This is a genomic window from Streptomyces sp. NPDC006372, assembly GCF_040612515.1.
Classification (GTDB): Bacteria; Actinomycetota; Actinomycetes; order Streptomycetales; family Streptomycetaceae; genus Streptomyces.
Genome location: NZ_JBEXQJ010000010.1, coordinates 21,666 through 46,347, shown reverse-complemented (window position 1 = coordinate 46,347; position 24,682 = coordinate 21,666). Strand labels below are relative to the sequence as shown.

Sequence of the window (24,682 nt, the reverse complement as noted above, 5' to 3'; positions counted from 1 at the left end):
GAAAGTTTCTTCCCGTCAGTCCTCTTGTTTCGCGCGAAACATGTCATTAGCGTTCGCGGCCAGGTGAAGCGCTTCGACGCTCGCCCCGAACCGGATCGCGACAACTTGTAGGCCGCCGAGAGGACTTGAGCGAGTGCCAGGCCAGCAGCACACGGACGCCACCGTGACCAACCCCGTCATCCCCGGCTTCCACCCGGACCCCAGTGTCTGTCGCGTGGGCGACGACTACTACCTCGTCTGTTCCAGTTTCGAGTACTTCCCCGGGATCCCCGTCTTCCACAGCCGCGACCTGGTGCACTGGACACAGCTCGGCAACGCCCTGGACCGGCCGAGCCAGCTCCCCCTCGACGCCGGAACCCCCTCCTCCGGCGGCATCTACGCTCCCACGCTGCGCCACCACGACGGCCGCTTCTGGCTGATCGTCACCCTGGTGACCGAGGGCGGCGGCAACATGCTGTTCACCGCCACCGACCCCGCCGGACCGTGGTCCGACCCGGTTCACCTGCCCGGAGTCCCCGGGATCGACCCGGACCTCGCCTGGGACGAGGACGGCACCTGCTGGTGCACTGTCGCCGGGGTCGGGCAGGTCCGCATCGACCCGTACACCGGGGAGACCTTCGGTGAGCCGCGCAGGCTCTGGTCCGGCACTCCCGGCGCCATGGCCCCGGAAGCGCCGCACCTGTACCGGATCGGCGCGTACTGGTACCTCCTCATCGCCGAGGGCGGCACCGAGCGGGGCCACGGGGTCTCGATCGCCCGGGGGCACGCGCCCACCGGTCCGTTCGAGCCGTGCCCGGCCAACCCGGTGCTGTCGCACCGCAGTTCGGACCGGCCGATCCAGAACACCGGCCACGCGGACCTGGTGCAGGGGCCCGACGGTTCGTGGTGGATGGTGCTGCTGGGCGTCCGGCCGGGCGGTGGCACCCCGGGCTGGCACGTACTGGGCCGCGAGACCTTCCTGGCACCGGTGGAGTGGGTCGATGGCTGGCCCGTGGTCGGTGAGCTGTCCCCGGTCGGGGCCGTTCCCGGCTGGCCGCTCGTCCCCGGGCCCGTCGAGGCCGACCGGGACGACTTCGACCTGAGCGAACTGCGCCCGCGGTGGATCTCCGTGCGTGACCGCGCGGAGGAGCACTGCACCACCAAGGAGCGGCCCGGCTGGCTGACGCTCCGGGCCCGCGGCGGCTCGCTGGACGAGCGGGACGTGGTGTTCGCCGGCCGCCGCCAGCAGCATCTGCGGTGCCGGATCCGCACCCTTATCGATCCGTCGGAGGGCCGCGGCGGCCTGGCCGTCCGGCTGGACGAGGAGCACCACTACGAGATCGAGGCGTCGGACGGGGAGGTGCGACTGCTGGGCCGCGTCGGCCCGTTGCGCACCGTGGTGGCGTCCCGGCCGGTGCCCGCCGGGCCCCTGGTCCTCGGTGTCCGGATCACCGACGCCGAGCCGCGGGAGGCCCGCACCGGGCCCGACGCCCTCACGTTCGGTCTCGAGGAACCGGACGGCACGTTCACCGCGCTCGGCACCCTGGACGGCCGCTACCTGTCGACGGAGGTGGCGGGCGGCTTCACGGGCCGGGTGATCGGTCTGTACGCCGCGGCCGGCACGGTCCACTTCGACTGGTTCGACTACGAACCGCTCGGCACCTGAACCGGCACGAACGCCGGGCGCCACCGCCGCGGTCCGGCCCTCCCCTGCCTCGGCCACCTCCGCACCATCCCCCCCACGGGCGGATCCCCCGCTCGGCCGACAGAGAAAGGTCAGAGATGAAGGGAACGCACCAACCGACGGGCCGCCGCAGCGGCGGTCCCGGTCGTGTGCTCGGTCTCCTGCTCGCGCTGCTCACCCTGATCGGGCTGACCGCCACCACGGCCCTCGCGGTTCCGAGCCACCGGGACTCGTCTCCAGCACGGCTCCCCCGGCTCGCCGCCGGCCCGATGGACACCGTGGCCGCGATGCAGCCCAGCTGGAACCTGGGCAACTCGCTGGACGCCATCCCGGGCGAGACGTCCTGGGGCAATCCGCCGGTCACCAAGGCCCTGTTCGACACGATCAAGGCCCAGGGCTTCCGCAGTGTCCGGATCCCCGTGACGTGGACCGACCACCAGTCCGCCACCGCCCCCTACGCGATCGACGCGGCCTGGATGAACCGCGTCAAGCAGGTCGTGGACTGGGCACTGGCCGACGGACTCCGCGTCGTGATCAACGTCCATCACGACTCGTGGCAGTGGATCGCCGGCATGTCCACCGACCACGACAACGTCGTGGCCAGATTCCGGGCCATATGGACCCAGGTCGCCGCCGAGTTCAAGGACTCCTCGCAGAACCTGCTCTTCGAGAGCATCAACGAGCCTCAGTTCAACAACACCACCGACGCGCAGGGCATCCAGTACCTCAGGGAACTGGACACCGCCTTCCACACCGTGGTGCGCCGGTCCGGCGGCAACAACGCGACCCGTCTGCTCATCCTGCCCAGCCTGCACACCAATTCCGGCCAGAACTTCCTGGACGCCCTGGTCAGCGAGATGAGGTCGCTGAACGATCCCAACCTCGTGGCCACCGTGCACTACTACGGCTGGTACCCCTTCAGCGTGAACATCGCCGGCGGCACCCGCTTCGACGCCACCGCGCAGAAGGACATGACCGACCACTTCACCCGGATCCGCGACACCCTCACCTCCAAGGGAATCCCCGTCTACCTGGGTGAGTACGGCCTGCTGCACTACCCCGACCAGAACCATCCGTCCCGCGTGGAGGCGGGCGAGGCGCTGAAGTACTTCGAGCAGTTCGGGTATGAGGCCCGCGCCGCCGGCGTGACCACGGCCCTGTGGGACCCCGGAACCTTCGCCTTCCTGAGCCGCACGACGCTGCAGTGGACCGACCCCGCACTGATCGCCGCGATCAAGTCGAGCTGGACCACCCGCTCGGGAACCGCTTCCTCGGACCGGGTCTTCCTGGCGAAGTCGAGCGCGATCACGGCCAGGACGCTCACGCTGAACCCCAACGGCCTCACCTTCCAGGGGCTCTGGCGGGGCACCACGCGTCTCGTGCGGGGCCGGGACTACACCGTCTCCGGCGACCAGCTCACGCTGACGGCCTCGGCGCTCACGAGACTGGCGGGGAACCGTGCCTACGGGATCAACTCGACCATCGAGGCCCGGTTCTCCCGGGGGCTCCCCTGGAAGATCCACGTGACCACGTACGACCGGCCGGTGCTCTCCGACGCGTCCGGCGGCACCGGCGGTCTCACCGTCCCCACTCAGTTCCGCGGTGACCTGCTGGCGACCATGGAGGCCAAGTACGCCGACGGCGGCAACGCCGGACCGACCGACTGGACTCCCTTCCAGGAGTTCAACGAGGCCTTCTCACCCGACTATCCGGGCAACGGCATCAAGCTCACGTCCAAGTTCGTCGACTCACTGCGTGACAACGCGCAGGCGACGCTCACCTTCCACTTCTGGAGCGGCGCCACCGTGACGTACCGCGTGACGAAGAACGGGGGCTCGGTGACGGGCACCGTCGCCTGACCGGCTCCCGCTCCCGCCCCGCTCAGTTCCTGGGCGGGGCGGTGCTCTCCCGGACGGTGAGCGTGGTCGCGATCTCCAGCCCTACCTGGGGCACGTCCTCGCCGCGGCCCAGCGCCAGTGCCAGCTCGGTCGCGGCCACCGCCATCTCGGCGAGCGGCTGGTGAACCGTGGTCAGGGGCGGGTCGACCCAGGACACGGCCGGTACGTCGTCGAAACCCACCACGCTCAGGTCCTCCGGGATGCTCAGCCCGAACTCGCGCGCCGCCTGGTAGACGCCGAGCGCCTGCATGTCGTTGGCGGTGAAGACGGCGGTGGGGCGGTCGGGCCGGTCGAGCAGGTCCCGCGCCGCTTTGTGACCGTCCTCGCGGGTGAGGAGGGTCTTCACCACGAGGTCCGGCTCCACCGTCAGTCCGGCTTCGGTGAGCGCCGAGGAGTAACCGGCCAGCCGGGCGAGGCAGAAGGGGTGATCGGGGCCGCTGATCATGGCGATGCGCCGGTGTCCCAGTTCGATCAGGTGCCGGGTGGCGGCCTGGCCGCCCCGCCAGTTGGTGGCGCCGACGAACGGCACGTCATCGGGGAGGTCCTCGTTGGGGTCGAAGACGACGAAGGGGATGCCTTTCGCCTTCAGCTGGTCCCGCTCCTCCTCGGACAGTTGCGCCACCGACAGGACGCACTGGGGGCGCCGCCCCACGGTGTCGTCGATGGTTCTGGCCGGGTTGCCCTGGAGACCGAACTCCGACACCAGGACGGCGACCCTGTTCCGGCGGGCCGCCCGTTCGACGCCGCGGATGATCTCCACGGCCCACATGCTCTCCAGCTCGCGGAAGACCAGCTCGACGAGGTTGCTGCGGCTCTTCGGCGGCTTGCGGTAGCCGTACCGGTGGATCAGTTCCTCGATCCGGGCGCGGGTCTCGTCCGAGACGCCGGACCGGCCGTTGAGGACCTTCGACACAGTGGGGACCGAGACGCCGGCGGACTCGGCGATGTACGCGATGGTGACCGCGGCCGGCCCGTCACCGCGAGCGCCCCGCTCGTCCGGCCCTTCCGTCGGAGGTGTCGCTGCTCGGTTGTCCGGCACGGTCGCCTTTTCCCCGTCCCCTCGCCCAGTGAAGCCGTCATTCTGGCACCCGTCACCGCCGGAGCCCGTTGACGAAACTGTACCGGTGACTTTCGCTGCTTCGCGGAGTCCTGCGTCCCGCGGCCGAGCGCCGGGACCAGTCGAGATCAGTCGCCGGTGGTGGCCCGTGCGACCGCTTCCGCGCCGGGTCCTCCGTTGCCACGACGTACGTCAGCGGGACGTCCGTCGGCGCGGCGCCCAGCTTCTCGGTGAAGGCGCGCAGTCCCTGCCAGTTGAGAGGTTCGGTGACCTGGTCGGATTCGGCGGCGGCCCAGGTCGCGGGGACACCGCCGTAGGAATGGGCGGCTGGCACGACGGGCCCTTCGACGGCCTCGACGGCGGCGCGAACCACCGCCACGTCCTCGGTCAGACCTTGCGCGGCTGCGCTGTCGGGGTTGCTGCTGGGCAATTGCACGGCGCGGGACTCGATGCAGGAAGCCTCAGGTGGTCATGGCGTCGCGTACGAGCGCCGTGTCGGTGAACTGTTCGAAGCGGACGATATGACCGCCGCGCACCACGAAATGGTGGGCCACGCGGACGTCGACCGGCTTGCCGGTGGCTTTGTGGGTCGCGGTGTAGCGGGCGAGGACGACGACGTTCTCGCCGTCGACGACGTAGGTGTCGTCGTGGGCGGTCCAGTCGTCCCAGTCCTCGCCGAGCTTCTCCATGACGCCGGAGGTGACGCCGTCCGGGGTGCGATAGGTGCCGGCGAGGGGGAAGCCGGCCATCTCGGTCCACTCCACGTCGGGGGCGAGGGTGGCGCGCAGGGCTTCCAGGTCACCGGCGGCGGAGGCCAGATACTGGCGGCGTACGACGTCGGCCGGGGCGGTGGAGGCCGCGAAGTCGGTCATGTCAGCCCCACTTCATCTCGCCCTTGGCGACCTTGGCGCCGAGCTGGGCGGCGATCAGCATGCCGTTGTCCGGGTAGCGCTTGACGAGGGCGTCGGTGAGTGCGGCGCCGTCTGCGGCCTTGCCGAGCTCCTCCTCGAAGGCGACGAGGTAGTCACGGGTGGCGGCGATGGCGGAGACGTCGGCGGGCGCACCGGGCAGGCGGTGGCCGGGGACGACCAACTCCGGCTGCAGGGCAGCCATTTCGTCCAGCAGGTCGATCCAGGCGGCGCGGTCGCCCGGTGCGGGGGTGTCGGCGACCCAGACGTGCTCCCGCTGGAAGAGCAGGACACCGCCCAGAACGGCGCGGTGCTCGGCCTGCCAGAGGTAGTGGCGGTCGGGCAGTCCGGCCGGGCCGCCCTTGAGCTCGAAGCGGTGCCCCTCCAGGGTGAGGTCGCCGGTGACGGGCTGCAGGTCCACCAGGCGGGTGGGCAGGTTCGTGCCCAGCGCCGCCCATGCCTTCAGCTTGCCTTCGTAGGAGTGCTGGATGTGCTCGATGACGATCGGGGTCGCGACGAACCTCGCCTCCGGGAAGGCGTCGGCCAGGACCTCGGCGCCGAAGTAGAAGTCGGGGTCGCCGTGGCTGACGAAGACCGTGGTCAGCTTCTTGCCCGAGTCGAGGATCTCGGCGGCCAGGCGGTGACCGTCGGCGCGGGTGAAGGCGGCGTCGACCAGCAGCGCCTCGTTCTCACCGGTGACGAGGGTGGCGGTCTTGTTCTTGCTGCCGGCCGGGAAGTCGAGGTCGAGGACCTTGAAGGAAAGGGTGCTCATGACGGTTCCTTGGGGAGGGGCGGGGACAGAGCGGGTTCCGGTCGGTTCACCGAATCACCTGATACAACAATATCTGACGAGTCAGGTATTTCCATGATCGTGTGATCGATCGTCCCTCGCTCCCTCCGCTCTCAGGGAAGCCTGGGCAGTACGTCCCGGGCGGAGTGGCTCAGGACGCGGAGGTTCTCGGCGAACCGGTCCCGCTCCTCGGCCGGCAGGGGTGCGAGGAAGTAGCGCCTGATGTTCTCCCTGTGCATGCGCGACGCGGCCACCGTCGTCTCCGATCCCAGCGAGGTGAGACGCACCAGGCGTCCGCGGCGGTCCCCTGGATCCTCGACCCGCTCGACCAGTCCCGCCGCCTCCATGCGGTCCACCAGACGGGTCGCCCCTCCGGTGGTCAGCACCTGCTCCTGGGCGATGGCCCGCATCGACAGCCCGGGCTCCCCCGCACGCCCCAGGATGAGCAGCACCTCGAACATCAGATGGCTGATGCCGCACTCGACCTCCAGAGCGCGGCCGAGGATGTACTCCAGCCGGTTGGCGGCCCCCTGCAGGCGCCCGAAGGCCAGGATCAGCGCGTTGTTCGCGGCCTCCCTCGGCGTCGAGATCTCCGCGTTCTCGTCCACGACTGCGGCGCCCCTTCCGTCTGCCCCTCGCCTGTCCACCGATCATGCCCCACGGCGGCCGGCTGATGGGTCTTCCGGAACACGCCCGGGGGCGAAGTCGGCGGCGCGGGCAGCCCGAGGACCGCCTCGGGGGCTCGACGGGTCGACACCCCCGACTTCCCCGCGCTCCACAAGGGCGAGGCGATCGCTCACCGGGAGGTCCGGGCGGGCGCACGGGCACCTTCCGGCTCGGCGCGACGAGTTACTGACCTCCGGCGGGCGTCACAGGGCCGTGAAGGTCCACATCAGGTTGGTGCTGCCGTCGTAGGTCCACTGCTTGGTTACGGAGCCTGAGGCCACCTTGCCGCCGCCGTCGAGGACCAGGCCGGTGGTGCGGTTGGCGATCGAGTAGCGGCCGTCGCCCCGGTGGGTGATGCGCCACTGCTGGTCGGTGCCACCGTTCCAGACGGCCTGCCGGGCGGTGGAGCCGTCGGTGGTGGCGCCCCGGCCGTCGGCGACCATGCCGTTGGCGCGGTTGACCAACTTGTAGTAGCCGTCACCGACTTCGACCATCTGCCACTGGAGGTTGGGGCTGCCGTCCCAGGTCCACTGCTTGAGGTCGGCACCGGAATCGACGTCGCCGCTGGAGTCCAGGGCCAGACCGCTTGTGACGTTGCTGACCCGGAAGTACGGTGACGGCCTGAACTGGACCTTCAGGGAGGCGACCTTGTCGTTGCCGCCGGTGCCCCGGAGGTCGCGGTGGTCGGTGGTGAACGTCCAGGCGGTGCCGGTGAAGTCGTCCCCGGAGTAGCCGATCACCTGGTAGCCGGGGGCCAGTCGCAGCGAGGAGAGGTCGCGAGCGTCGAGACCGGCGAGTTCGAGCCGGTCGCTGTCGTAGTCGCCGACGGCGAGAACCGCCCCCGCCCCGCGGTAACCGGAGTCCGGGAAGGCCACGGCGCCGTGCAGGGGGCGCAGACCGGGGATCTGACCGGAGAACTCGAGTTTCAGGACGTATGCGTGGGCGTCGAACGGTGCCGACGCCGGCAGGGCCACCCGCAGGCCTGTCGCGTCCTGGGCCGGCTTGGGCAGGGAGATGTAGTGACCGGCCTCGTCGTCGAGGAGTTTCACCGACCGCAGCGAGGTGAGGTCGATCCGGTCGGCGTCGAGGGTGCTGATCGTCAGTGAACTGCCGGGCCAGCCGAGGACGGTGGCGTACAGCGCGGTGTTGGACTTGTTCCGGGTGAACCGGATGTCTCGTGCCGTACCGGCGGTCGGGTGGGTGAAGGAGCCGCCGCCCATCTTCGTCGGGCCCTCGCCGTAGGCGGTCCAGGCGCGGGTGGAGTAGAGCGACTCCCCGAAGCGCTTCAGGTAATCGCCCATGCCGAGCAGGATGTCCTTCTGCGCCTGGGGGACGGTGCCGTCGGCCTTCGGCGCGATGTTGAGGAGCATGGAGCCGTTCTTGCTCACCCGGTCGATGAAAGCGTGCAGCATCTGCTGGATGCTGTAGTAGCCGATGCCCTCCGTATAGCACCAGCTGGAGCTGGAGATGCTGTCGTCGGTGAGCCAGTAGGGGGCGGTGAGGTCGGCCGGACCGCCGCGCTCGTAGTCGAAGACCTGGCCGCGCTCGCTCAAGCCGTCCTTGTAGGTGGCGACGACTTCGCTGCCCCAGGCGTCGGCCTGGTTGTAGTAGTACGCCAGGAAGTTCAGCCGCTGCTTCTCGTCGACGGCGTCGAGCTTGAAGTCCTGCCAGAGGATGTCGGGCCTGGCCCGGTCTATGACCTCGCGGAGCTTGTCGTACCAGAGCTGGTTCTCCGCCGCCGGACCGAGCTGCCCGTACAGCTTCTTGAGGCTGGGGTCCGTCTGCGCCGGCACATGGTCGTAGAAGCCGTTGAAGTGGTACGCGTGGTGCATGGCCACCAGCACCTTGAGGCCCCTGGCGCGGATGGCCCTGGTGAAGAGCCCCAGCAGATCGAGCTTCGGGCCCCTGGCGACCGAGTTCCACTCGCTGACCTTGCTGTCCCACATCGAGAAGCCGTCGTGGTGTTCGGCGACGGGGCCGGCGAACCGGGCACCGGCGTCCACGAACAGCCGCACCCACTCCTCGGGGTCGAAGCTGCCGCCCGCCGACTTCGGCTTCGGCGCGAACTGCACGGTGCGACCGGCGAGATCCTTCGCTCCGTCGATGAAGCCGCGGTAGGGCCAGGCCGAGGGCTGACCGTAGGTGGCGACATGGTGGGTGTTGGCCGCGCTGCCCTCGATGTACATGTTGCGCGGGTACCACTCGTTGTCATGGGCGGGGACGCTGAAGGCACCCCAGTGGAAGTAGATCCCGAACTTGGCGTCCTTGAACCATTCCGGGGCCGGCGGATGCCGGTCGACGGAGCTCCAGTCGGGTGTGTAGCGGCGGGGCGCCGCCTGGGCGCCACCAGCACCCAACACGCCGCCCGCGGCGGTCGCGGCGGCCACACCCGTGGCGGCCGCGAGGAACTGGCGTCTGTTGGTCCGACTCGACATGGGCGTCCCTGGGACGAAGGAGGGGGGATGCGCCCGGAGGATCCGGAGCGCTCTGGTGCCACGGACGAAGGTCAACCATGCGGCCTGCCCATGTCAACAGGCATGCGCATGATTGATGGGATGGATGTCATGCTTGGCAGGCGCATTACGCCCGTTATCCGACACCATGTTCCCATACCAGTCCCATCAATCTCCTTGGCAGTGGTACGGCGGGGACACTGGAGGGGACGGATCTCGTCAGTGCGGTGGTGAGTGACATGTCGTCTGCGAACCAGCACGGTGCGCTCGGAGCGAGTGCTTCGGCGATCAGCGGCAGCCCCGGCGCCGTGGATCCCGCGGACGCGACGGCCGTGGTCACCGCCACGGGCACGATCATCGGCTGGACCTCGGGCGCGGAAGACCTCCTCGGGCATTCGGCGGAGGAGGTGGTCGGCCGGTCCGGCGCCTTCCTGCTCGCCGCGCCCGAGGACCGCGCGCGGACCGCCAGGACCGTGGAGCGGTGCCGAACGGGGCCGGGGTGGAGCGGCGTGATCGCGGTCCGGCGCCGGGACGGCCGAACCATCGAGGTGGCCCTGCGGGTCTCCGCGGCGTTCCGGCTGGAGGGGCACGAGTGCTTCCTCGTCTCCGGCCGGGAGCGGCGGCCCGAGTGGACGGTCGGCCAGTCCGTGCTCGACGGTTTCCTGACCCGCTCGCCGATCGGTATGGCCGTCATGAGCACGGATCTGCGCTACGTCTGGTTGAACGACACCCTGGAAAGCTTCGGCGGCGTGCCCCGTGAGCAGCGGCTGGGCTGCCGGCTCACCGAGGTGGTCCCCGGGCTCCAGGGCGAGACGATCGAGGCACTGATGCAGAGCGTGCTGGACACGGGTGTCCCCGTGATCGACTACGAGTACCAGGGCTGGAGCTGGGCCGATCCGCACCGGCGACACGCCTACTCCACGTCCTTCTTCCCCCTGGTCGACGCCGAGGAGTCCATCACCGGCGTGTGCTACATGGTCACCGATGTCACCGATCGCTGGAACGCCCAGCAGCGCCTGGCCCTGATGAACGACGCCGGAGCCCGGATCGGCAGCACGCTGGACGTCACGCGTACGGCCCAGGAGCTCGCCGACCTGGCGGTGCCACGCTTCGCCGACTTCGTCATCGTCGACCTGCTGGAGTCGGTGCTCAGCACCGACCTGCCGGCGCCCGCACCGCCCGGGGACAAGCCGAAGATGCGCCGTGCCGGGATGCAGTCGATCCGGGAGGGCTGCCCGGAGGCAGTCGTCCAGGTCGCGGACCCCGTGGGTTTCACCACGCCCCGCTACGACGCCAGCCACATGTTCCACGGGGAGGCCGTGTTCATCCCCGTCCTCGACCCCTTCGACCCGGTATGGGCCGTCGAACAACCGGAGAGAGCGGCGAACATCCGGGCATTCGGGCTGCACACCCTCATCTCGGTGCCCCTGCGCGCCAGGGAAACCGTCCTGGGCGTGGCGACGTTCATGCGGTCGGAGAACCTGGCCTCCTTCGAGCAGGACGATCTGCTGCTGGCCCAGGAGCTCGTCGCCAGGGCGGCGGTGTGCATCGACAACGCTCGCCGCTACAGCCGCGAGCATGCCACGGCCCTCGCGCTGCAGCGGAGCCTGCTCCCGCAGACCCTCGTCGACAGTCCGGTCCTGGAGGTGGCCTCCGCCTACCTCCCCGCGGATGTGAAGGACGGCGTCGGGGGCGACTGGTTCGACGTCCTCGCCCTGTCCGGCGGCCGGGTCGCCCTGGTCGTGGGAGACGTGGTCGGGCACGGCATCACCGCGGCGGCGGCCATGGGACGGCTGCGCACGGCCGTGCACACCCTCGCGGACATGGACCTGCCGCCGGCGGAGCTGCTGGCCCACCTCGACGACCTGGTGATCCGCCTCACCGACGAGGCCCCGGACGCAGAGCCCACCGGCACCGCCGTGCTCGGCGCGACCTGCCTGTACGCGGTCTACGACCCGGTGACACGGCGCTGGGAACTGTCGCGGGCCGGGCATCCGCCTCCCGTCGTGGTCCTGCCCGACGGCACGGTCAGCTTCCCCGAGCTACCGGTCGGCCCGCCCCTGGGCCTGGGCGGCCTGCCCTTCGAGACGGCCGATCTGGAAGTACCCGAGGGAAGTCTGATCGGCTTCTACACCGACGGTCTCGTCCAGGCGGCGGACCGGGACGTCGATGTCGGGATGTCCCGGCTGGGACGTGCTCTCGCCCAGACCGGCCTGGGCCTCCAGGAACTGTGCGAGGCGGCGGTCGAACGACTGCTGCCCGGCCCCCAGCCCGACGACGTCGCCCTTCTGCTCGCCCGTCCCCATCCCCTCACTTCCGACCAGGTCGTGACCTGGGACGTTCCGCCGGACCCCGCGGCCGTGGCGGCCACTCGAGCCCTCGCGGTCCGTCACCTCGAAAGCTGGGGCATGGGCGAACTGGCCGCGACCACCGAGCTGATCATCAGCGAACTGGTCACGAACGCCATCCGCCACGCGTCCGGACCGATCAGGCTCAGGCTGCTCCGCCAGCCCGTCCTGGTCTGCGAGGTGTCCGACGCCAGCAGCACCTCCCCGCGACTGAGGCACCCGCGCACCACCGACGAGGGCGGCCGCGGTCTCTTCCTGGTGGCCCAGCTCACCCGCCGCTGGGGCACTCGGTACACCGCGGAAGGAAAGGTCATCTGGGCCGAGCAGGATTCGCCGGCCGCCACTCGCGATCGCCCCGCCGTAGCACACCGTGAACCGAGACCCACGTGACCTGCGCACCCGCAAGGTCGAAACTGCTGACATGGGCAACGCTTTCAGAGCGGCGGCTGGGGCCGGAGGCGGGCAGCGCGAGGACCTGTCTGCCATGTGGTGACGGACAGGTCCTGTACGGGTTCGGGCGGGGCCCGGTCGATCAGGTCGTGACCCAGTAGGTGCGGGTGTTGGTGAACTCGCGGATACCGGCGGCGGCCAGTTCACGGCCGTAGCCACTGCGTTTGGTGCCGCCGAAGGGCAGGCGCGGGTCGGAGGCGACGATGGCGTTGACGAAGGCCGCTCCGCTGGTGATCCGGCGGGCAAGAGCCACTCCCCGGCCCGGGTCGGCCGTCCAGACGCTCAGGCCGAGTCCGTACGAGGTGGCGTTGGCCAGCCGCACGGCGTGCTCGTCGTCGTCGGCGACGGTGAGGGCGGCGAGCGGGCCGAACGTCTCCTCGTCGAAGGCGGGCATGCCCGGGCCGGTGTCCGCCAGGACGGTCGGCTGGTAGAAGTAGCCGTCTCCGGGGAGCGGTTTCCCTCCGGTCAGCAGACGGGCACCGGCGGCGACGGACTCCTCCACCTGCCGCTGGATCGCGGCCCGCAGGGCGTCCCGTGCCAGTGGGCCGACCTGAGTTGGCCGGTCTGCTGGATCACCGATACGCAGGGCGTCGACTCCGGCCACGAACGCGGTCGTGAATTCGTCCGCCACAGAAGCGCTGACGATGAACCGCTTCGCGCACACGCAGCTCTGACCGGAGTTGGTGAAGCGCGCCTTCACGGCGGCTGCCGCGGCCGCTTCGACCTCGGCGTCGTCCAGGACCACGAAGGCGTCCGACCCGCCCAGTTCCAGCACGGACTTCTTCGCCGCCCGCCCGGCCGCCGCACCGACGGCCGCCCCGGCCCGGTTGCTTCCGGTGAGGGTGACAGCCGCGACGCGGTCGTCCTCGATGAGGTGCGCGGTCACGTCAGGCACGTCGGTGTCGGCGATCACCAGCGTGGTCACCAGATGTTCGGGGAAGCCCGCTTCGACGAAGACGTCCTGGAGGGTGAGCGCGCTGCCGGTGACGTTGGACGCGTGCTTGAGCAGAACGCCGTTGCCCGCCACCAGCGAGGGGATCGCGAAACGCATCACCTGCCAGACGGGGAAGTTCCACGGCATCACGGCCAGCACGAGCCCTGCCGGCTCATAGGACACCCAGGCTTCCGCACCGTCGACCTCGACTCGTTCGTCGCCGAGGATGGCGGGCCCGTGCAGGGCGTAGTACTCAGCCGTGACCGCCGACTTCTCGACCTCGCCCTCGGCTTCCCCCACCGGCTTGCCCATTTCGGCGACGGCGAGGGAGGCCAGGTGTTCCTTGTGTTCGCGCAGGGTCTGAGCAAGACGGTGAGCGCGCGAGGCGCGCTCGGCCACCGGGACGAGCGCCCAGGCGCGGCTCACACTGTGAGCCCGGGAAACCGCGGCTTCGACACGGTCCGCGCTCCAGGCTTCATACGCGGCTATCGGGACACCGGTCGACGGGTTGACGGTCTGGATGACGTTGCTCATGAAGTGGACGCCCCTCCCTTGTCGTGCGCGGAGAGGTGCTCGAACGTCTCGCCGGTGGCGGTGATGGTGCGGGTGACGTCCCGGCCGCCGTAGACCCAGTAGATCCGCATGACGCCCTCGCCCCGGTTGAGGAACCGGTGCGGTATCCCGGCCGGCACCCACGTGGCCTGGCCGGGCTCCAGGTCGAAGTACTCACCGTCGATCTCGGCGGTCGCCTCGCCTTCGAGGATCAGGACGGACTCCTCGACGTTGTGACTGTGCAGGGGCAGGCCGGTGCCGGGCTGGAACACGGTCTGGCCGGTGGTGATGACGGCCTTCTCGGAATTCCACTTGCCGACGTAGGGGACGGTGGCCACACCGCCGCCGCGGTCGAAGCGTTCGACCTCGTCGGGGTGGATGAGCAGGTTCGGCTCAGCGGGGCGGTTGGTGCACATCAGGACTGCTCCGTTCAGGAGTGGTGGAAAAGGCGGCGGGAGAGCGTGTTGACCTGGCTGCCGGGAACGACGTACTTCGCCGCTGCCTCCCGCCACACCTTGAAGTGGGGTGCGGCGCGGTGGGCTTCGACAGCGGCCTCGTCGTCGTAGATCTCGTGAAAGACGAAGTGGTGGTCGTCGGTCAGGTCGCAGACGACGTCGAAGTAGCGACAGCCGGCCTCGTCGGTGAAGGATCGCTCGGCGTTCTCCTCGATGGCCTTGAGGAAGTCGTCACGGTGTCCGGGGACGACCTGGAGGGACACGGTGAGCGCGATCATGCGGACAGCTCCTGGGTGTTGGGGGTGGGCAGCGGTACGCCGGTGGATTCGGCGATGCGGGCGAGCGAGGTCCAGGTGTCGTCGACGAGGGTGACGCCCTCGTCGCGCAGGCGCTCGGCGGTGTGGACTTCGGGCTCGCCGGGAACGAAGACCTCGGCGGTGCCGGGCGCGGTGGGAGTGGACTTCGTCTCCTCGATCAGGGCTTCCATCCGCCGCTCGAACTCGGCAGGGTCGGCCATCGACCGGATGTCGACGCAGATCAGCAGATGGCCGACGCCGCTCCGGCCGGTGGGCTGGTAGGGGCCGACGACTGCCGAGCCGAAGGCGCTGCCGGTCAGCACGCCCGCCAGCACGTCGAACATGAAGGAGATGGCGTACCCCTTGTGGCCGGCCATCGGCAGGATCAGGCCCTCGATGGCGCGCCGCGGATCGGTGGTCGGCACACCCTCGGCGTCGGCCGCCCAGCCGTCGGGGATGGGCTCGCCGCGCTCCTTGGCGTGGTAGATCTTGCCCCGCGCCACGGCCGTGTTGGCGATGTCCATCACGACCGTGCCATAGCGGCCGCCGGGGGCGGCGATCGACCACGGGTTGGTGCCGATGCGCTTCTCCCGCCCGCCCCAAGGGGCCATCGCCGGACTGGCGTTGGTGGCCAGCAGCGCCACACAGCCCTGCTCGGCGGCCTTGCGGGTGAAGTACGCGGCCGTACCGAAGTGACCCGAGTTGCGGACCGCGACCGCGCTGATCCCGTGCTCGCGAGCACGCTCCACCCCCCAGGCGGTGGCGCGGTCGGTGAGCACCTGGCCGAGCCCGTCACGGCCGTCGACCACGAGGACCGCGCCGTTGTCGCTCACGAGCTCGGGGTCGGCGACCGGCGCGGTCGCGCCGCTCGCGAGACGGCTGAGGTACCAGGGCAGGCGCAGCATCCCGTGAGACGGGTGTCCCCACAGCTCCGCGGTCACCAGCGTGTCCGCGAGCAGCCGGGCGTCCATGGGCGGGACCCCGTGGGCTTCGGTGGCGGCGGTGGCGAACTCCAGCAGGTCGGCGGCGCCGAGGGTATGCGGCATGTAACGGCCTCTCGCAGCAAGCAGAAGGTATTCACTACTGTATACAGCACTGTACCCAACAAGACCACACCCTGCGGAGCCGCGCGATGACGAGCACCCCTGGGCCAGGGGCGCCGTCAGCCCGTGAAGTCCAGGTGGATCTCCATGCCGAACGCCAGGTCCTGGTTCGTCAGGCTGTCGATGAGAGCTTGCAAGGTCTGTGCCAAGTGATGTCGACTGGCCGCCTCCGCGGCCTGGGCGTCTCCCTGAGCGATCGCCTTCAGCATCGCGCGGTGCTCTTCCAGTGACGTGAGCATGCGGCGCGGGCCACTGTGCGAAAGATGGCGCAGGCGTACGGTCTGACTGCGCAGGTCGCGGATCGTGCGAGCGAGGTACGGATTGCGGCATGCTGCGATGACCGCCTGGTCGAAGCCCTCGGTGATGTCGTAGAACTCCTGGTAGGAACGGGCCTGCGCAGCGGCGTCCAGCGATCGGAAAGACTCGTCGAACTCCTCCAGCCGCTCCTGCAGCGCACGGAACGGCACGAGGACCCTCGCGTCGGCCGAGCCTGCCGCGGCGACCGACGCCGCGGCCCGGGGCTCCAGCAACATCCGGAACTCGAACAGGGCGCGAACGCCCCCGAGCGAGATGGCCGCCACCCGGGCCACCTCCCCCGGCACGAAGTCGACCAGCCCCTCACGGGCCAGCCGCCGGATGGCCTCCCTCACGGGCGTGCGCGAAGCACCCAGTTCCTCACCCAGCTGAACCTCACTGAGCTTGGCCCCCGGCCGCAGCCGCAGCGACTCGATATCGCTCTTCAGCCGCTCGTAAACCGCTTCGCTCTTGCCAGTCGCCCGGGCCATGAAACTCCCTGTCTGCTCATCGGCACACCCCTGTGTATACAGACTCCCATATTCATGCCCCACAGGCTCTGGGGGCTGAAACGGACGCACGTGACCTTCGCTGCCGCAAGGTTGATACTTCCGACAGCGGCGCGCCGGCCGACCACCACCGACCAGCCGCCAAGGAACTGACGGCCGGTCATCAAAGTCAGCCGCGGGTCAGCACCAGTACCGCCACAACCCGCCGCCGACCGTCGAGGACCGCCAAGATCGAAAACTGGCCCAGCCCATCCTGACCTGCAAAAATGAGGTATGAGGCTCATCTGCTAGTCTCACTAGGAGGTATCCATGAAGATGCTGATCAACGTCGCGGAGACCGTGGTCCCGGACGCGCTGCGCGGTCTGGCGGCTGCCCACCCGGAGCTGACCGTTGACGTGGAGAACCGGGTGATCATACGGCGGGACGCCCCCGTGGCCGGAAAGGTGGGGCTGGTCTCGGGCGGAGGCTCGGGGCACGAGCCGCTGCACGGCGGCTTTGTGGGTCCCGGCATGCTGTCGGCGGCCTGCCCCGGCGAGGTGTTCACCTCCCCCGTGCCCGACCAGATGCTGCGTGCGGCCGCCGCCGTGGACAGCGGCGCCGGGGTGCTGTTCATCGTGAAGAACTACACCGGTGACGTGCTCAACTTCGACATGGCCGCCGAGCTGGCCGAGGACGAGGGCATTCAGATCGCGAAGGTGCTGGTCAACGATGATGTCGCGGTGACCGACAGCCTCTACACGGCCGGTCGGCGCGGCACCGGCGCCACCCTGTTCGTGGAGAAGATCGCGGGCGCCGCCGCCGACGAGGGCCAGCCGCTGGAGCGGGTGGAGGCCGTCGCCCGGCAGGTCAACGAGAACTCCCGCAGCTTCGGTGTCGCACTGAGCGCCTGCAGCACGCCGGCCAAGGGCAGCCCCACCTTCGACCTGCCGTCCGGCGAGCTGGAGTTGGGCATCGGCATCCATGGCGAGCCCGGCCGGGAGCGGCGGGCCATGATGACGGCCGGTGAGATCGCCGAGGTCGCCGTCGAGGCGGTGGTGGAGGACCTCCAGCCGCGCAACCCGGTTCTGGTCCTCGTCAACGGCATGGGCGCGACGCCCCTGCTCGAGCTGTACGGCTTCCACGCCGAGGTGCACCGGGTGCTCGAGGCACGCGGTGTTCCCGTGGCCCGGGTCCTGGTGGGCAACTACGTCACCTCGCTGGACATGGCGGGCGCCTCCGTCACCCTGTGCCAGGCCGACGAGGAGCTGCTGCGCCTGTGGGACGCGCCGGTGAAGGCGCCGGGGCTGCGCTGGGGCATGTGACGCGGAAGGGGTAGACGATCACCACGTACCTACCAGGCAAGGAGATCCAGTGCTCGACGCCGACTTCTTCCGCCGTTGGATGACGGTGACGGCCGCGTCCGTGAACCGCGAGGCGGAACGGCTCACCGCCCTCGACTCCCCCATCGGGGACGCCGACCACGGCACCAACCTCCAGCGCGGCTTCACCGCCGTGACCGCCGCGCTGGAGAAGGAGGCCCCGGACACGCCCGGCGGGGTTCTGACACTGGCCGGCCGTCAGCTGATCTCGACGGTCGGCGGTGCCTCCGGGCCGCTGTACGGGACGCTGCTGCGCCGTACCGGCAAGGCGCTCGGCGACGCCGCCGAGGTGAGTGCGGAGCAACTGGCCGAGGCGCTGCGGGCCGGGGTGGACGCGGTCATGACCCTCGGCGGTGCGGCACCGGGCGACAAGACCATGATCGACGCGCTGGTGCCGGCGGTGGACGCGCTCGGCGACTCGTTCGCGGCGGCACGGACCGCCGCGGAGGAGGGCGCCGTGGCGACGACGCCGCTGCAGGCGCGCAAGGGCCGGGCGAGCTATCTCGGCGAGCGCAGCATCGGCCATCAGGACCCGGGTGCCACGTCGGCGGCGCTGCTCGTGGCGGGACTCGTGGAGGCCTCCGGTGAGTGACGAGCGGCTGGTGGGGATCGTGCTGGTGTCGCACAGCGCGGAGGTGGCCTCGTCGGTCGCCGCCCTGTCCAAGGGGCTCGCGGGCGGCGGTTCGGCGGTGCCCGTCGCCGCGGCGGGCGGCACCGAGAGCGGCGGGCTCGGTACCAGCGCCGAGCTGATCGCCGCGGCGGCCGCGGCCGTCGACCGCGGTGCCGGCGTCGCCGTCCTCACGGACCTGGGCAGCGCGGTGCTCACCGTGAAGGCGCTGCTCGCGGAGGGCGACGAACTCCCGGAGCAGACGCGGTTGGTGGACGCACCCTTCGTGGAGGGAGCCGTGGCCGCGGTCGTGACAGCGGCCACCGGGGCCGACCTGGCGGCGGTGGAGTCGGCCGCGACGGAGGCGTTCACGTACCGGAAGGTGTGAGGCCGCGGCCGGGCACGCCACAGAGGGGTGTGTCCGGCCATCACCTCTGGTGTCATTACCGGGCCTCGGGCATCATCCCCGGGCTTCCGGCGTATCGCTGACGCCCCGTCAACCCGTCGGAGCGGCCGACGAACTCCCGCGCCAGCCGCTCCCCCGCCGCCACCGCTGCCGCGCGGTCCTCGATGGGCGAGACCCGGGCGTTCTTGAAGACGATGTAGGTGACGCCGGACGATGTGCCACCGCCGTGCGGGTCGGGGCGGATGCCCAGTGCCCGTGCGGTCGCGTAGGACGCCTCTCCGATGACGTTCCGCGGGCCCGTGTCGCCGACGACCGCGTACCGCACACGGTCGCGGTACACGACGGCCACGACCGAACCGCCGCCCACACCGTAATCCCGGTAGTCCCAGATGCGGCTCGGGGCGGGCACGACGATGAAGGGGAGCCGTTCGGCGTTCAGCGGGCGCCCGTCCGACTGCGCGTAGGACGTACTGGCGGAGAAGTGCGGGTCCGTGCGCCGGTTGCAGCGGGAGCCGGGGCGGCCGTCGCAGTCGATGTCCATGTCGGCCTTCCAGAACACGGCGTGGGGGGTGCCGCAGATCGGGATCTTCGCGGGTGCGCCGTTGTCTCTGCGGTACCGGCCGCGGGAGACGGACACGCAGTCCCGGACCTCGGCCAGCAGGTCGGCCGCCCGGACGGGGTTCTCACGCCACTCCACTGGCCGGGCGTGCGGTCGGGGGCGGTCCCGGTGCGCTCCGGCGGGAGGTGTCGTCGGGGCCAGCAGGGCGGCGCCGGCCACGGCCAGTGCGAGCGACTGGGCATGCACGATGCGGGGTCCTCTCCTCGGAAACCTGACGGGCACTCAGGCCATCTGTTCCCGAGGTGATCACCGAGGCACCACTGGGGGGCCGGACGGCGCAAGGTCCCCAACCCCCGGCACAGGCCGGGGGCCTGAGTCCGCGTGAGGACCCGGGCCGCCCGGCCGTCGGCGCCGGCGCGGGATCTGCGACGACAGCGACCCGCGCGACAGGCTCGAACTCCCTGCTGTACGCCAGGAGTTCGACCGTGCGGACTTCAGCATACGTAACTCTTCCGAGTGGTCACGCACAGCGGGGGTCACGCCTCGCCTCTTGATGTGATCGCGACACCGGGGCCATATTGGTCCGGACCATTCTCAACGGACCATTCCCGAGCGCCATCCCGGGAGGCTGTGTCGTGCGACGTGTCCTCGTTTCCGTTACCGCCTCTCTCCTTCGGTTCGTCGCGCTCTGCGGAGCACTCGCGCTGGTCGCCTCCTGCGGCTGGGCCGGTGCGGGAGAGGAAGACGGCGGTGGTGTGCCCGGGGCGCCTACGGGCGTCACAGCCACGGCGGGCAGCGCGACGAGCGTGCACGTCATGTGGAACGCGACCCCGCGGGCCGAGGTCTACGAGGTGTATCGCGGAACCAGGAAAGTCGAAGAAGTGCCCGGTTCGGAGCACATGGTGGATGTCACCAGGCTCCGGCCTTCCACGGTGTACGTCTTCAGCGTGCGGGCGCGGGCCGCCGACGGGCGGCTCGGGCCGCGCAGCCGCGGGGTCCGGGCGAGAACACCGGCGGCCGTCGCGGACGACCGCTCCGCCCCCACCCGCCCGCCGGCGGCTGCCGGGCGTGCCGCCGGCAGCCGGGCCGTCCAGCTGTCCTGGTCCGCCTCGACGGACGACCGGGGCGTGGTGTCGTACGACATCCACCAGGGTGAGACGAAGATTCACAGTGTGGGTGGGGGGCAGACGGCCACGGTGGTCACGGGGCTGCGGCCCGGCAGGTCCTACTCGTTCACCGTCCGGGCCCGGGACGCGGCCGGTAACGTCTCCGCGGCCAGTGCCGCCGTCCGGGTCACCACTGAGGGCAGGGACGACGGGCGCGCCACCGCCCCCACCGGCTTCCGGGCGACCAGCCACCGCGAGGACCGTGCCTATTTCATCGACCTGAGCTGGACACCGCCGCGCGTCGACGGCGAGATCACCGAGTACCGCATCCACCTGGATGGCCACCCGGCGACGTCCCTCGTCTTCGGCGGGCGCGCCCCGCGCGACCGGGCGACGTACAGCTTCTACGCGGGGAAGGTCTCCGGCGTCACCCATCGGGTCCGGATCCGGGCGATGCTGCCGGACGGCACGTGGGGCGGCCTCTCGGCGGAGCGGACCGTGACGACCGGCACGGGGAGGTGACAGCCCGGCCAGGGCGATCCGCTCCGCGTCGGCCGGGCGAAGGAACCCGTCACCTGCACGGGGGCGTCCGGCGTGCGGCCCGGCCCGTGGGCGCCTTGGCTGACCCCGAGGCAGCACGGGCGTTCCCGACCCTCGGCGGCGCAAGGGATGCACCGCCGACCGTGCCGCCGGAGGGCAGCCAACATGCGCAACTCTTCGCCAGTTCTCCGCTCCGGCCTGACCGTGGCAGCCGCCGCGCTGCCCCTCGCCCTGGCCGCCGTGCCCGCTGCCGCCGGCCCCGGCATCTCCGTCAGGACCACAGGCTCGACGGTGTCGGTCACGACCAGCTCCTGCACCCAGGTCAGCGGCAGCTGGGGCACCGCCTCGCTCCTCACCAGCAGCCAGGGCAGCTTCGCCCAAGGGCGCCAGGTGCCCCTGTCGGGGACGTCCACCAGCCAGTCGGCCGCCTGGTCGAACGTCTCCCCGGGCACGTACACGGTCATCGTCATCTGCTCGGACGGCACCACCGCGGGCACCCAGTCCGTCATCGTGTCCGCCGCTCCCACCCCCTCGAGGTCCGCGTCCCCCACGGCCTCCGCCTCGCCGTCGCGCGGTGTCATGGGCGGGGTCGGCGGTTCCGCGACGGACTACGGCACCGTCACGCTGGTGGCGGGTGGCACGCTGGTCGGGGCGGGCCTCCTCGGGACGGCCTGGTACCTGCGCCGTCGCAACAAGCCGTACCGGCTCTGACCCGGTACGGACGGCGGCTCGCCCTCCCGAAGCGCTCCGGTCGGGCGGGCCGCCGTCAGAGCGTGATCAGGCCGGACGGGCCGGGTCGCCGTCCAGGACCCCGGCATGGCCAGCCCGGGCAGCCCGCGCCGCCATCCAGGACCCCGGCATGGCCAGCCCGGGCAGCCCGCGTCGCCATCCGGGGCCTCGGCGTGGTCAGGCCGGGCGGGCCGGGTCGTCGTTCGGGAGTTCGGCGAAGTCCGCCAGGGCGCGCCTGAGCCACTGGGTCCAGAACGTCTCCAGGTCGATGCCGGCCTGGAGCACGAGATGCCGCAACCGGTCCTCGGTCCCGTCCCGCCCGGGCGGGAAGTCGCGCTCCTCGATCTCCTGGTACTCCGCCAGCTGCCGCTCGTGCAGCTCCAGATGGCGCCGCAGATCTGCCTCCAGACCCGCCGTGCCGACCACGGCCGCCGCCCTCAGCCGCAGCAGCAGCGCGTCCCGGTGCGGCTTGGGGTCCTGGGAGGCGGCGGTCCAGCGGGCCAGTTCGGAGCGGCCCGCCGGCAGGACCTCGTAGCTCTTCTTCTGCCCGCGGGCCGGCTGCTCGGCGGGCAGAGCCCTGATCAGGCCGTCGGACTCCAGTTTTCCCAGCTCGCGATAGATCTGCTGGTGCGTCGCGGACCAGAAGTAGCCGATCGACCGGTCGAACCGGCGGGTCAGCTCCAGTCCGGACGACGGCTTCTCCAGAAGGGCGACGAGGATCGCGTGCGGGAGTGACATGCCGGCCATCCTAGGGACGGGCCGCAGGGCCCCTACAGCGCCGCCGCGAGCTCGGTGCCCTGCTTGATGGCGCGCTTGGCGTCGAGTTCCGCGGCCACGTCGGCACCGCCGATGAGGTGCGTGCTGCGCCCGGCGGCGACCAGTTCCTCGTACAGGCCGCGCCTCGGCTCCTGGCCCGTGCACAGCACGATCGTGTCGACCTCCAGCACCGTGCTCTCGCCGTCGACCGTGATGTGCAGTCCGGCGTCGTCGATCCGGTCGTACCGGACGCCCGGGACCATGGTGACGCCGCGGTGCTTGAGTTCGGTGCGGTGGATCCAGCCCGTGGTCTTTCCGAGCCCGGCGCCGACCTTGGACGTCTTGCGCTGGAGCAGGTGGACGGTGCGCGGCGGGGCGGGCCGCTCGGGCGCGGCGAGACCGCCGGCGGCGCGGTAGTCAAGGTCGACGCCCCACTGGCGGAAGTACGTCTGCGGGTCCTCGTGGGCCTTGTCGCCGCTGTCGGTGAGGTACTCGGCGACGTCGAAGCCGATGCCGCCCGCGCCGAGGATCGCGACCCGGTCTCCGACGGACGCGCCACCGCGCAGGACGTCGAGGTAGCCGACGACGCTCGGGTGGTCGACGCCGGGGATGTCGGGGGTGCGCGGGGTGACGCCGGTGGCGACCACGACCTCGTCGTAGTCGTCGACGTCCGCGGCCGTGACGGACGTGTTCAGGCGTACGTCGACGCCGTGCCAGTCGAGCTGGGTGCGGAAGTAGCGGAGCGTCTCGTCGAACTCCTGCTTGCCGGGGACCTGACGGGCCACGTTGAGCTGGCCGCCGATCTCGTTCGCGGCGTCGAACAGCGTCACGTCGTGCCCGCGTTCGGCGGCGGACACCGCGCAGGCCAGGCCCGCCGGTCCGGCGCCGACGACCGCGACGCGCTTGCGCAGCCGCGTCGGGGAGAGCACGAGCTCCGTCTCGTGACAGGCGCGCGGGTTGACCAGGCACGAGGTGATCAGGCCGCTGAAGGTGTGGTCGAGGCAGGCCTGGTTGCAGCCGATGCAGGTGTTGATCGCCTCGGGCCGGCCGGCGGCCGCCTTGATGACGAAGTCGGGGTCGGCGAGCATCGGGCGGGCCATCGACACCATGTCGGCCGCCCCCTCGGCGAGCAGTTCCTCGGCGACTTCGGGGGTGTTGATGCGGTTGGTGGTGACGAGCGGCACGGACACCTCGCCCATGAGCCGCTTGGTCACCCAGGTGTACGCGCCGCGCGGCACTGAGGTCGCGATGGTGGGGATGCGGGCCTCGTGCCAGCCGATGCCGGTGTTGATGATGGTCGCCCCGGCCTCCTCGACGGCCTTGGCGAGGGTGATCACCTCGTCCAGTGTCGAGCCGCCGGGGACGAGGTCGAGCATGGAGAGCCGGTAGATGACGATGAAGTCCTCGCCGACGGCCTCGCGCACCCGGCGCACGATCTCGAGGGGGAAGCGCACGCGGTTCTCGTACGAGCCGCCCCAGCGGTCGGTGCGCTGGTTGGTCTGGCGGGCGATGAACTCGTTGATGAGGTAGCCCTCGGAGCCCATGATCTCGACCCCGTCGTAGCCCGCCTCGCGGGCGAGGCGGGCGGTGCGGGCGTAGTCGTCGATCGTCCGCTCGATGTCGGCTTCGGTGAGCTCGCGGGGCGGGAAGGGGCTGATGGGCGCCTGGAGCGGGCTGGGCGCGACCAGGTCCTTGTGGTAGGCGTACCGGCCGAAGTGCAGGATCTGCAGGGCGATCCGCCCGCCCTCGCGGTGCACGGCGTCGGTGATGACGCGGTGCTGCTCGGACTCCGCCTCTGTGGTGAGCTTCGCCCCGCCCTCGTAGGGCCTGCCCTCGTCGTTGGGCGCGATGCCGCCGGTGACGATCAGGCCCACTCCGCCGCGGGCGCGGGCGGCGTAGAAGGCTGCCATGCGCTCGAAACCGCCCTCGGCCTCCTCCAGGCCGACGTGCATGGAGCCCATGAGGACCCGGTTGGGCAGGGTCGTGAAGCCCAGGTCGAGGGGGGTCAGCAGGTGCGGGTAACGGCTCATGGGGCCCTCCGTGCGCGGTGTCGTGTGTGTAGTTGTAGAGGACCGTAGGCCGTTTATGCAACTAGTTGCATAAGGTGATTGAGGGCACAGTAGGGCCATGACCAGGGACCTTGGCCTCTCCTCCGTGGTGGATCTCGCCGGTGAGCTGATCCGCCGGCCCAGCCGGGCCGGTGTCGACGACCACGAACCCGTCCTGGCCGTCCTGGAGACCTGG

22 protein-coding genes are annotated in these 24,682 nt (G+C 70.7%); 8 read left to right on the top strand and 14 right to left on the bottom strand.

The window, feature by feature from the left end:
- Window positions 1-133: 133 nt before the first annotated feature.
- Both ABZ016_RS17770 and ABZ016_RS17765 read left to right on the top strand, forming a co-directional pair.
- Window positions 134-1,645, top strand: coding sequence for a glycoside hydrolase family 43 protein (locus ABZ016_RS17770; protein ID WP_356917559.1), 1,512 nt, complete (start codon window positions 134-136; stop codon window positions 1,643-1,645).
- Window positions 1,646-1,761: 116 nt separating this feature from the next.
- Complete coding sequence (locus ABZ016_RS17765) at window positions 1,762-3,522, top strand: cellulase family glycosylhydrolase (protein ID WP_356917558.1); 1,761 nt, start codon at window positions 1,762-1,764, stop codon at window positions 3,520-3,522.
- Window positions 3,523-3,544: 22 nt separating this feature from the next.
- Here ABZ016_RS17765 and ABZ016_RS17760 read toward each other — a convergent pair whose 3' ends face one another.
- The 6 genes from ABZ016_RS17760 to ABZ016_RS17735 form a co-directional block, all read right to left on the bottom strand.
- The gene (locus ABZ016_RS17760; protein WP_356917557.1) at window positions 3,545-4,600 is read right to left on the bottom strand and encodes a LacI family DNA-binding transcriptional regulator; all 1,056 of its coding nucleotides are present in this window, start codon (window positions 4,598-4,600) and stop codon (window positions 3,545-3,547) included.
- A 52-nt stretch (window positions 4,601-4,652) separates the two neighbouring features.
- Window positions 4,653-5,054, bottom strand: coding sequence for a hypothetical protein (locus ABZ016_RS17755; RefSeq protein WP_356917556.1), 402 nt, complete (start codon window positions 5,052-5,054; stop codon window positions 4,653-4,655).
- Window positions 5,055-5,079: 25 nt separating this feature from the next.
- Window positions 5,080-5,490, bottom strand: coding sequence for a nuclear transport factor 2 family protein (locus ABZ016_RS17750; protein ID WP_356917555.1), 411 nt, complete (start codon window positions 5,488-5,490; stop codon window positions 5,080-5,082).
- Window position 5,491: 1 nt separating this feature from the next.
- On the bottom strand, window positions 5,492-6,298 hold the full coding sequence (locus tag ABZ016_RS17745) for an MBL fold metallo-hydrolase (RefSeq protein WP_356917554.1): 807 nt from the start codon (window positions 6,296-6,298) through the stop codon (window positions 5,492-5,494).
- Between the two features lie 131 nt (window positions 6,299-6,429).
- On the bottom strand, window positions 6,430-6,924 hold the full coding sequence (locus tag ABZ016_RS17740; RefSeq protein WP_356917553.1) for a MarR family transcriptional regulator: 495 nt from the start codon (window positions 6,922-6,924) through the stop codon (window positions 6,430-6,432).
- Window positions 6,925-7,185: 261 nt separating this feature from the next.
- Entirely contained in the window at window positions 7,186-9,417 is a 2,232-nt protein-coding gene (locus tag ABZ016_RS17735; RefSeq protein WP_356917552.1) for an alpha-L-fucosidase, read from the bottom strand.
- 257 nt (window positions 9,418-9,674) lie between these two features.
- Here ABZ016_RS17735 and ABZ016_RS17730 point away from each other — a divergent pair, with 257 nt between their 5' ends.
- Complete coding sequence (locus ABZ016_RS17730) at window positions 9,675-12,173, top strand: SpoIIE family protein phosphatase (RefSeq protein WP_356917551.1); 2,499 nt, start codon at window positions 9,675-9,677, stop codon at window positions 12,171-12,173.
- Between the two features lie 142 nt (window positions 12,174-12,315).
- Here the strand turns inward: ABZ016_RS17730 and ABZ016_RS17725 are convergent, their stop codons facing one another.
- From ABZ016_RS17725 to ABZ016_RS17705, 5 genes are all read right to left on the bottom strand, one after another.
- A complete protein-coding gene (locus ABZ016_RS17725; RefSeq protein ID WP_356917550.1) occupies window positions 12,316-13,701 on the bottom strand; it encodes an NAD-dependent succinate-semialdehyde dehydrogenase in 1,386 nt (461 codons plus the stop codon).
- Window positions 13,698-14,135, bottom strand: coding sequence for a cupin domain-containing protein (locus tag ABZ016_RS17720; protein WP_356917549.1), 438 nt, complete (start codon window positions 14,133-14,135; stop codon window positions 13,698-13,700). Before ABZ016_RS17720 ends, ABZ016_RS17725 begins: the two co-directional genes overlap by 4 nt.
- 14 nt (window positions 14,136-14,149) lie before the next feature.
- Window positions 14,150-14,452 carry a putative quinol monooxygenase gene (locus ABZ016_RS17715; RefSeq protein ID WP_356917548.1) on the bottom strand — a complete coding sequence of 101 codons (303 nt, stop codon included), beginning with the start codon at window positions 14,450-14,452 and terminating at the stop codon, window positions 14,150-14,152.
- Window positions 14,449-15,516, bottom strand: coding sequence for an Ldh family oxidoreductase (locus ABZ016_RS17710; RefSeq protein WP_356917547.1), 1,068 nt, complete (start codon window positions 15,514-15,516; stop codon window positions 14,449-14,451). The genes ABZ016_RS17715 and ABZ016_RS17710 overlap by 4 nt, the downstream gene beginning before the upstream one ends.
- 116 nt (window positions 15,517-15,632) lie before the next feature.
- The gene (locus tag ABZ016_RS17705; RefSeq protein WP_356917546.1) at window positions 15,633-16,358 is read right to left on the bottom strand and encodes a GntR family transcriptional regulator; all 726 of its coding nucleotides are present in this window, start codon (window positions 16,356-16,358) and stop codon (window positions 15,633-15,635) included.
- Window positions 16,359-16,685: 327 nt separating this feature from the next.
- On the opposite strand from ABZ016_RS17705, the gene dhaK reads away from it, so the two are divergent.
- The 3 genes from dhaK to ABZ016_RS17690 are packed head-to-tail and all read left to right on the top strand — an operon-like array spanning window position 16,686 to window position 18,730.
- The gene (gene dhaK / locus ABZ016_RS17700; protein WP_356917545.1) at window positions 16,686-17,678 is read left to right on the top strand and encodes a dihydroxyacetone kinase subunit DhaK; all 993 of its coding nucleotides are present in this window, start codon (window positions 16,686-16,688) and stop codon (window positions 17,676-17,678) included.
- A 49-nt stretch (window positions 17,679-17,727) separates the two neighbouring features.
- Window positions 17,728-18,327 carry a dihydroxyacetone kinase subunit DhaL gene (gene dhaL, locus ABZ016_RS17695; protein ID WP_356917544.1) on the top strand — a complete coding sequence of 200 codons (600 nt, stop codon included), beginning with the start codon at window positions 17,728-17,730 and terminating at the stop codon, window positions 18,325-18,327.
- Window positions 18,320-18,730 (top strand): PTS fructose transporter subunit IIA, encoded by a 411-nt coding sequence (locus tag ABZ016_RS17690; protein ID WP_356917543.1) that lies wholly within the window; start codon window positions 18,320-18,322, stop codon window positions 18,728-18,730. Before dhaL ends, ABZ016_RS17690 begins: the two co-directional genes overlap by 8 nt.
- A 55-nt stretch (window positions 18,731-18,785) precedes the next feature.
- Here the strand turns inward: ABZ016_RS17690 and ABZ016_RS17685 are convergent, their stop codons facing one another.
- Window positions 18,786-19,553: a glycoside hydrolase family 75 protein gene (locus ABZ016_RS17685; protein ID WP_356917542.1), complete on the bottom strand. Its 768-nt coding sequence runs from the start codon at window positions 19,551-19,553 to the stop codon at window positions 18,786-18,788.
- A 389-nt stretch (window positions 19,554-19,942) separates the two neighbouring features.
- Here ABZ016_RS17685 and ABZ016_RS17680 point away from each other — a divergent pair, with 389 nt between their 5' ends.
- Entirely contained in the window at window positions 19,943-20,935 is a 993-nt protein-coding gene (locus ABZ016_RS17680) for a fibronectin type III domain-containing protein (RefSeq protein WP_356917541.1), read from the top strand.
- A gap of 183 nt (window positions 20,936-21,118) precedes the next feature.
- Window positions 21,119-21,664: a hypothetical protein gene (locus tag ABZ016_RS17675; protein ID WP_356917540.1), complete on the top strand. Its 546-nt coding sequence runs from the start codon at window positions 21,119-21,121 to the stop codon at window positions 21,662-21,664.
- Window positions 21,665-21,859: 195 nt separating this feature from the next.
- Here ABZ016_RS17675 and ABZ016_RS17670 read toward each other — a convergent pair whose 3' ends face one another.
- Both ABZ016_RS17670 and ABZ016_RS17665 read right to left on the bottom strand, forming a co-directional pair.
- Window positions 21,860-22,420, bottom strand: coding sequence for a PadR family transcriptional regulator (locus tag ABZ016_RS17670; RefSeq protein WP_356917539.1), 561 nt, complete (start codon window positions 22,418-22,420; stop codon window positions 21,860-21,862).
- Window positions 22,421-22,452: 32 nt separating this feature from the next.
- A complete protein-coding gene (locus tag ABZ016_RS17665) occupies window positions 22,453-24,468 on the bottom strand; it encodes an NADPH-dependent 2,4-dienoyl-CoA reductase (protein ID WP_356917538.1) in 2,016 nt (671 codons plus the stop codon).
- Window positions 24,469-24,682 lie beyond the last annotated feature (214 nt).

Bases quoted from the DNA above. Each gene is read 5' to 3' on its own strand.
- ABZ016_RS17735 (WP_356917552.1), bottom strand. From the start codon at position 9,417: ATGTCGAGTCGGACCAACAGACGCCAGTTCCTCGCGGCCGCCACGGGT.
- ABZ016_RS17765 (WP_356917558.1), top strand. From the start codon at position 1,762: ATGAAGGGAACGCACCAACCGACGGGCCGCCGCAGCGGCGGTCCCGGT.
- ABZ016_RS17720 (WP_356917549.1), bottom strand. From the start codon at position 14,135: ATGTGCACCAACCGCCCCGCTGAGCCGAACCTGCTCATCCACCCCGAC.
- ABZ016_RS17725 (WP_356917550.1), bottom strand. From the start codon at position 13,701: ATGAGCAACGTCATCCAGACCGTCAACCCGTCGACCGGTGTCCCGATA.
- dhaK (WP_356917545.1), top strand. From the start codon at position 16,686: ATGAAGATGCTGATCAACGTCGCGGAGACCGTGGTCCCGGACGCGCTG.
- ABZ016_RS17665 (WP_356917538.1), bottom strand. From the start codon at position 24,468: ATGAGCCGTTACCCGCACCTGCTGACCCCCCTCGACCTGGGCTTCACG.
- ABZ016_RS17670 (WP_356917539.1), bottom strand. From the start codon at position 22,420: ATGTCACTCCCGCACGCGATCCTCGTCGCCCTTCTGGAGAAGCCGTCG.
- ABZ016_RS17750 (WP_356917555.1), bottom strand. From the start codon at position 5,490: ATGACCGACTTCGCGGCCTCCACCGCCCCGGCCGACGTCGTACGCCGC.
- ABZ016_RS17730 (WP_356917551.1), top strand. From the start codon at position 9,675: ATGTCGTCTGCGAACCAGCACGGTGCGCTCGGAGCGAGTGCTTCGGCG.
- ABZ016_RS17705 (WP_356917546.1), bottom strand. From the start codon at position 16,358: ATGGCCCGGGCGACTGGCAAGAGCGAAGCGGTTTACGAGCGGCTGAAG.
- ABZ016_RS17715 (WP_356917548.1), bottom strand. From the start codon at position 14,452: ATGATCGCGCTCACCGTGTCCCTCCAGGTCGTCCCCGGACACCGTGAC.
- ABZ016_RS17710 (WP_356917547.1), bottom strand. From the start codon at position 15,516: ATGCCGCATACCCTCGGCGCCGCCGACCTGCTGGAGTTCGCCACCGCC.
- ABZ016_RS17675 (WP_356917540.1), top strand. From the start codon at position 21,119: ATGCGCAACTCTTCGCCAGTTCTCCGCTCCGGCCTGACCGTGGCAGCC.
- ABZ016_RS17745 (WP_356917554.1), bottom strand. From the start codon at position 6,298: ATGAGCACCCTTTCCTTCAAGGTCCTCGACCTCGACTTCCCGGCCGGC.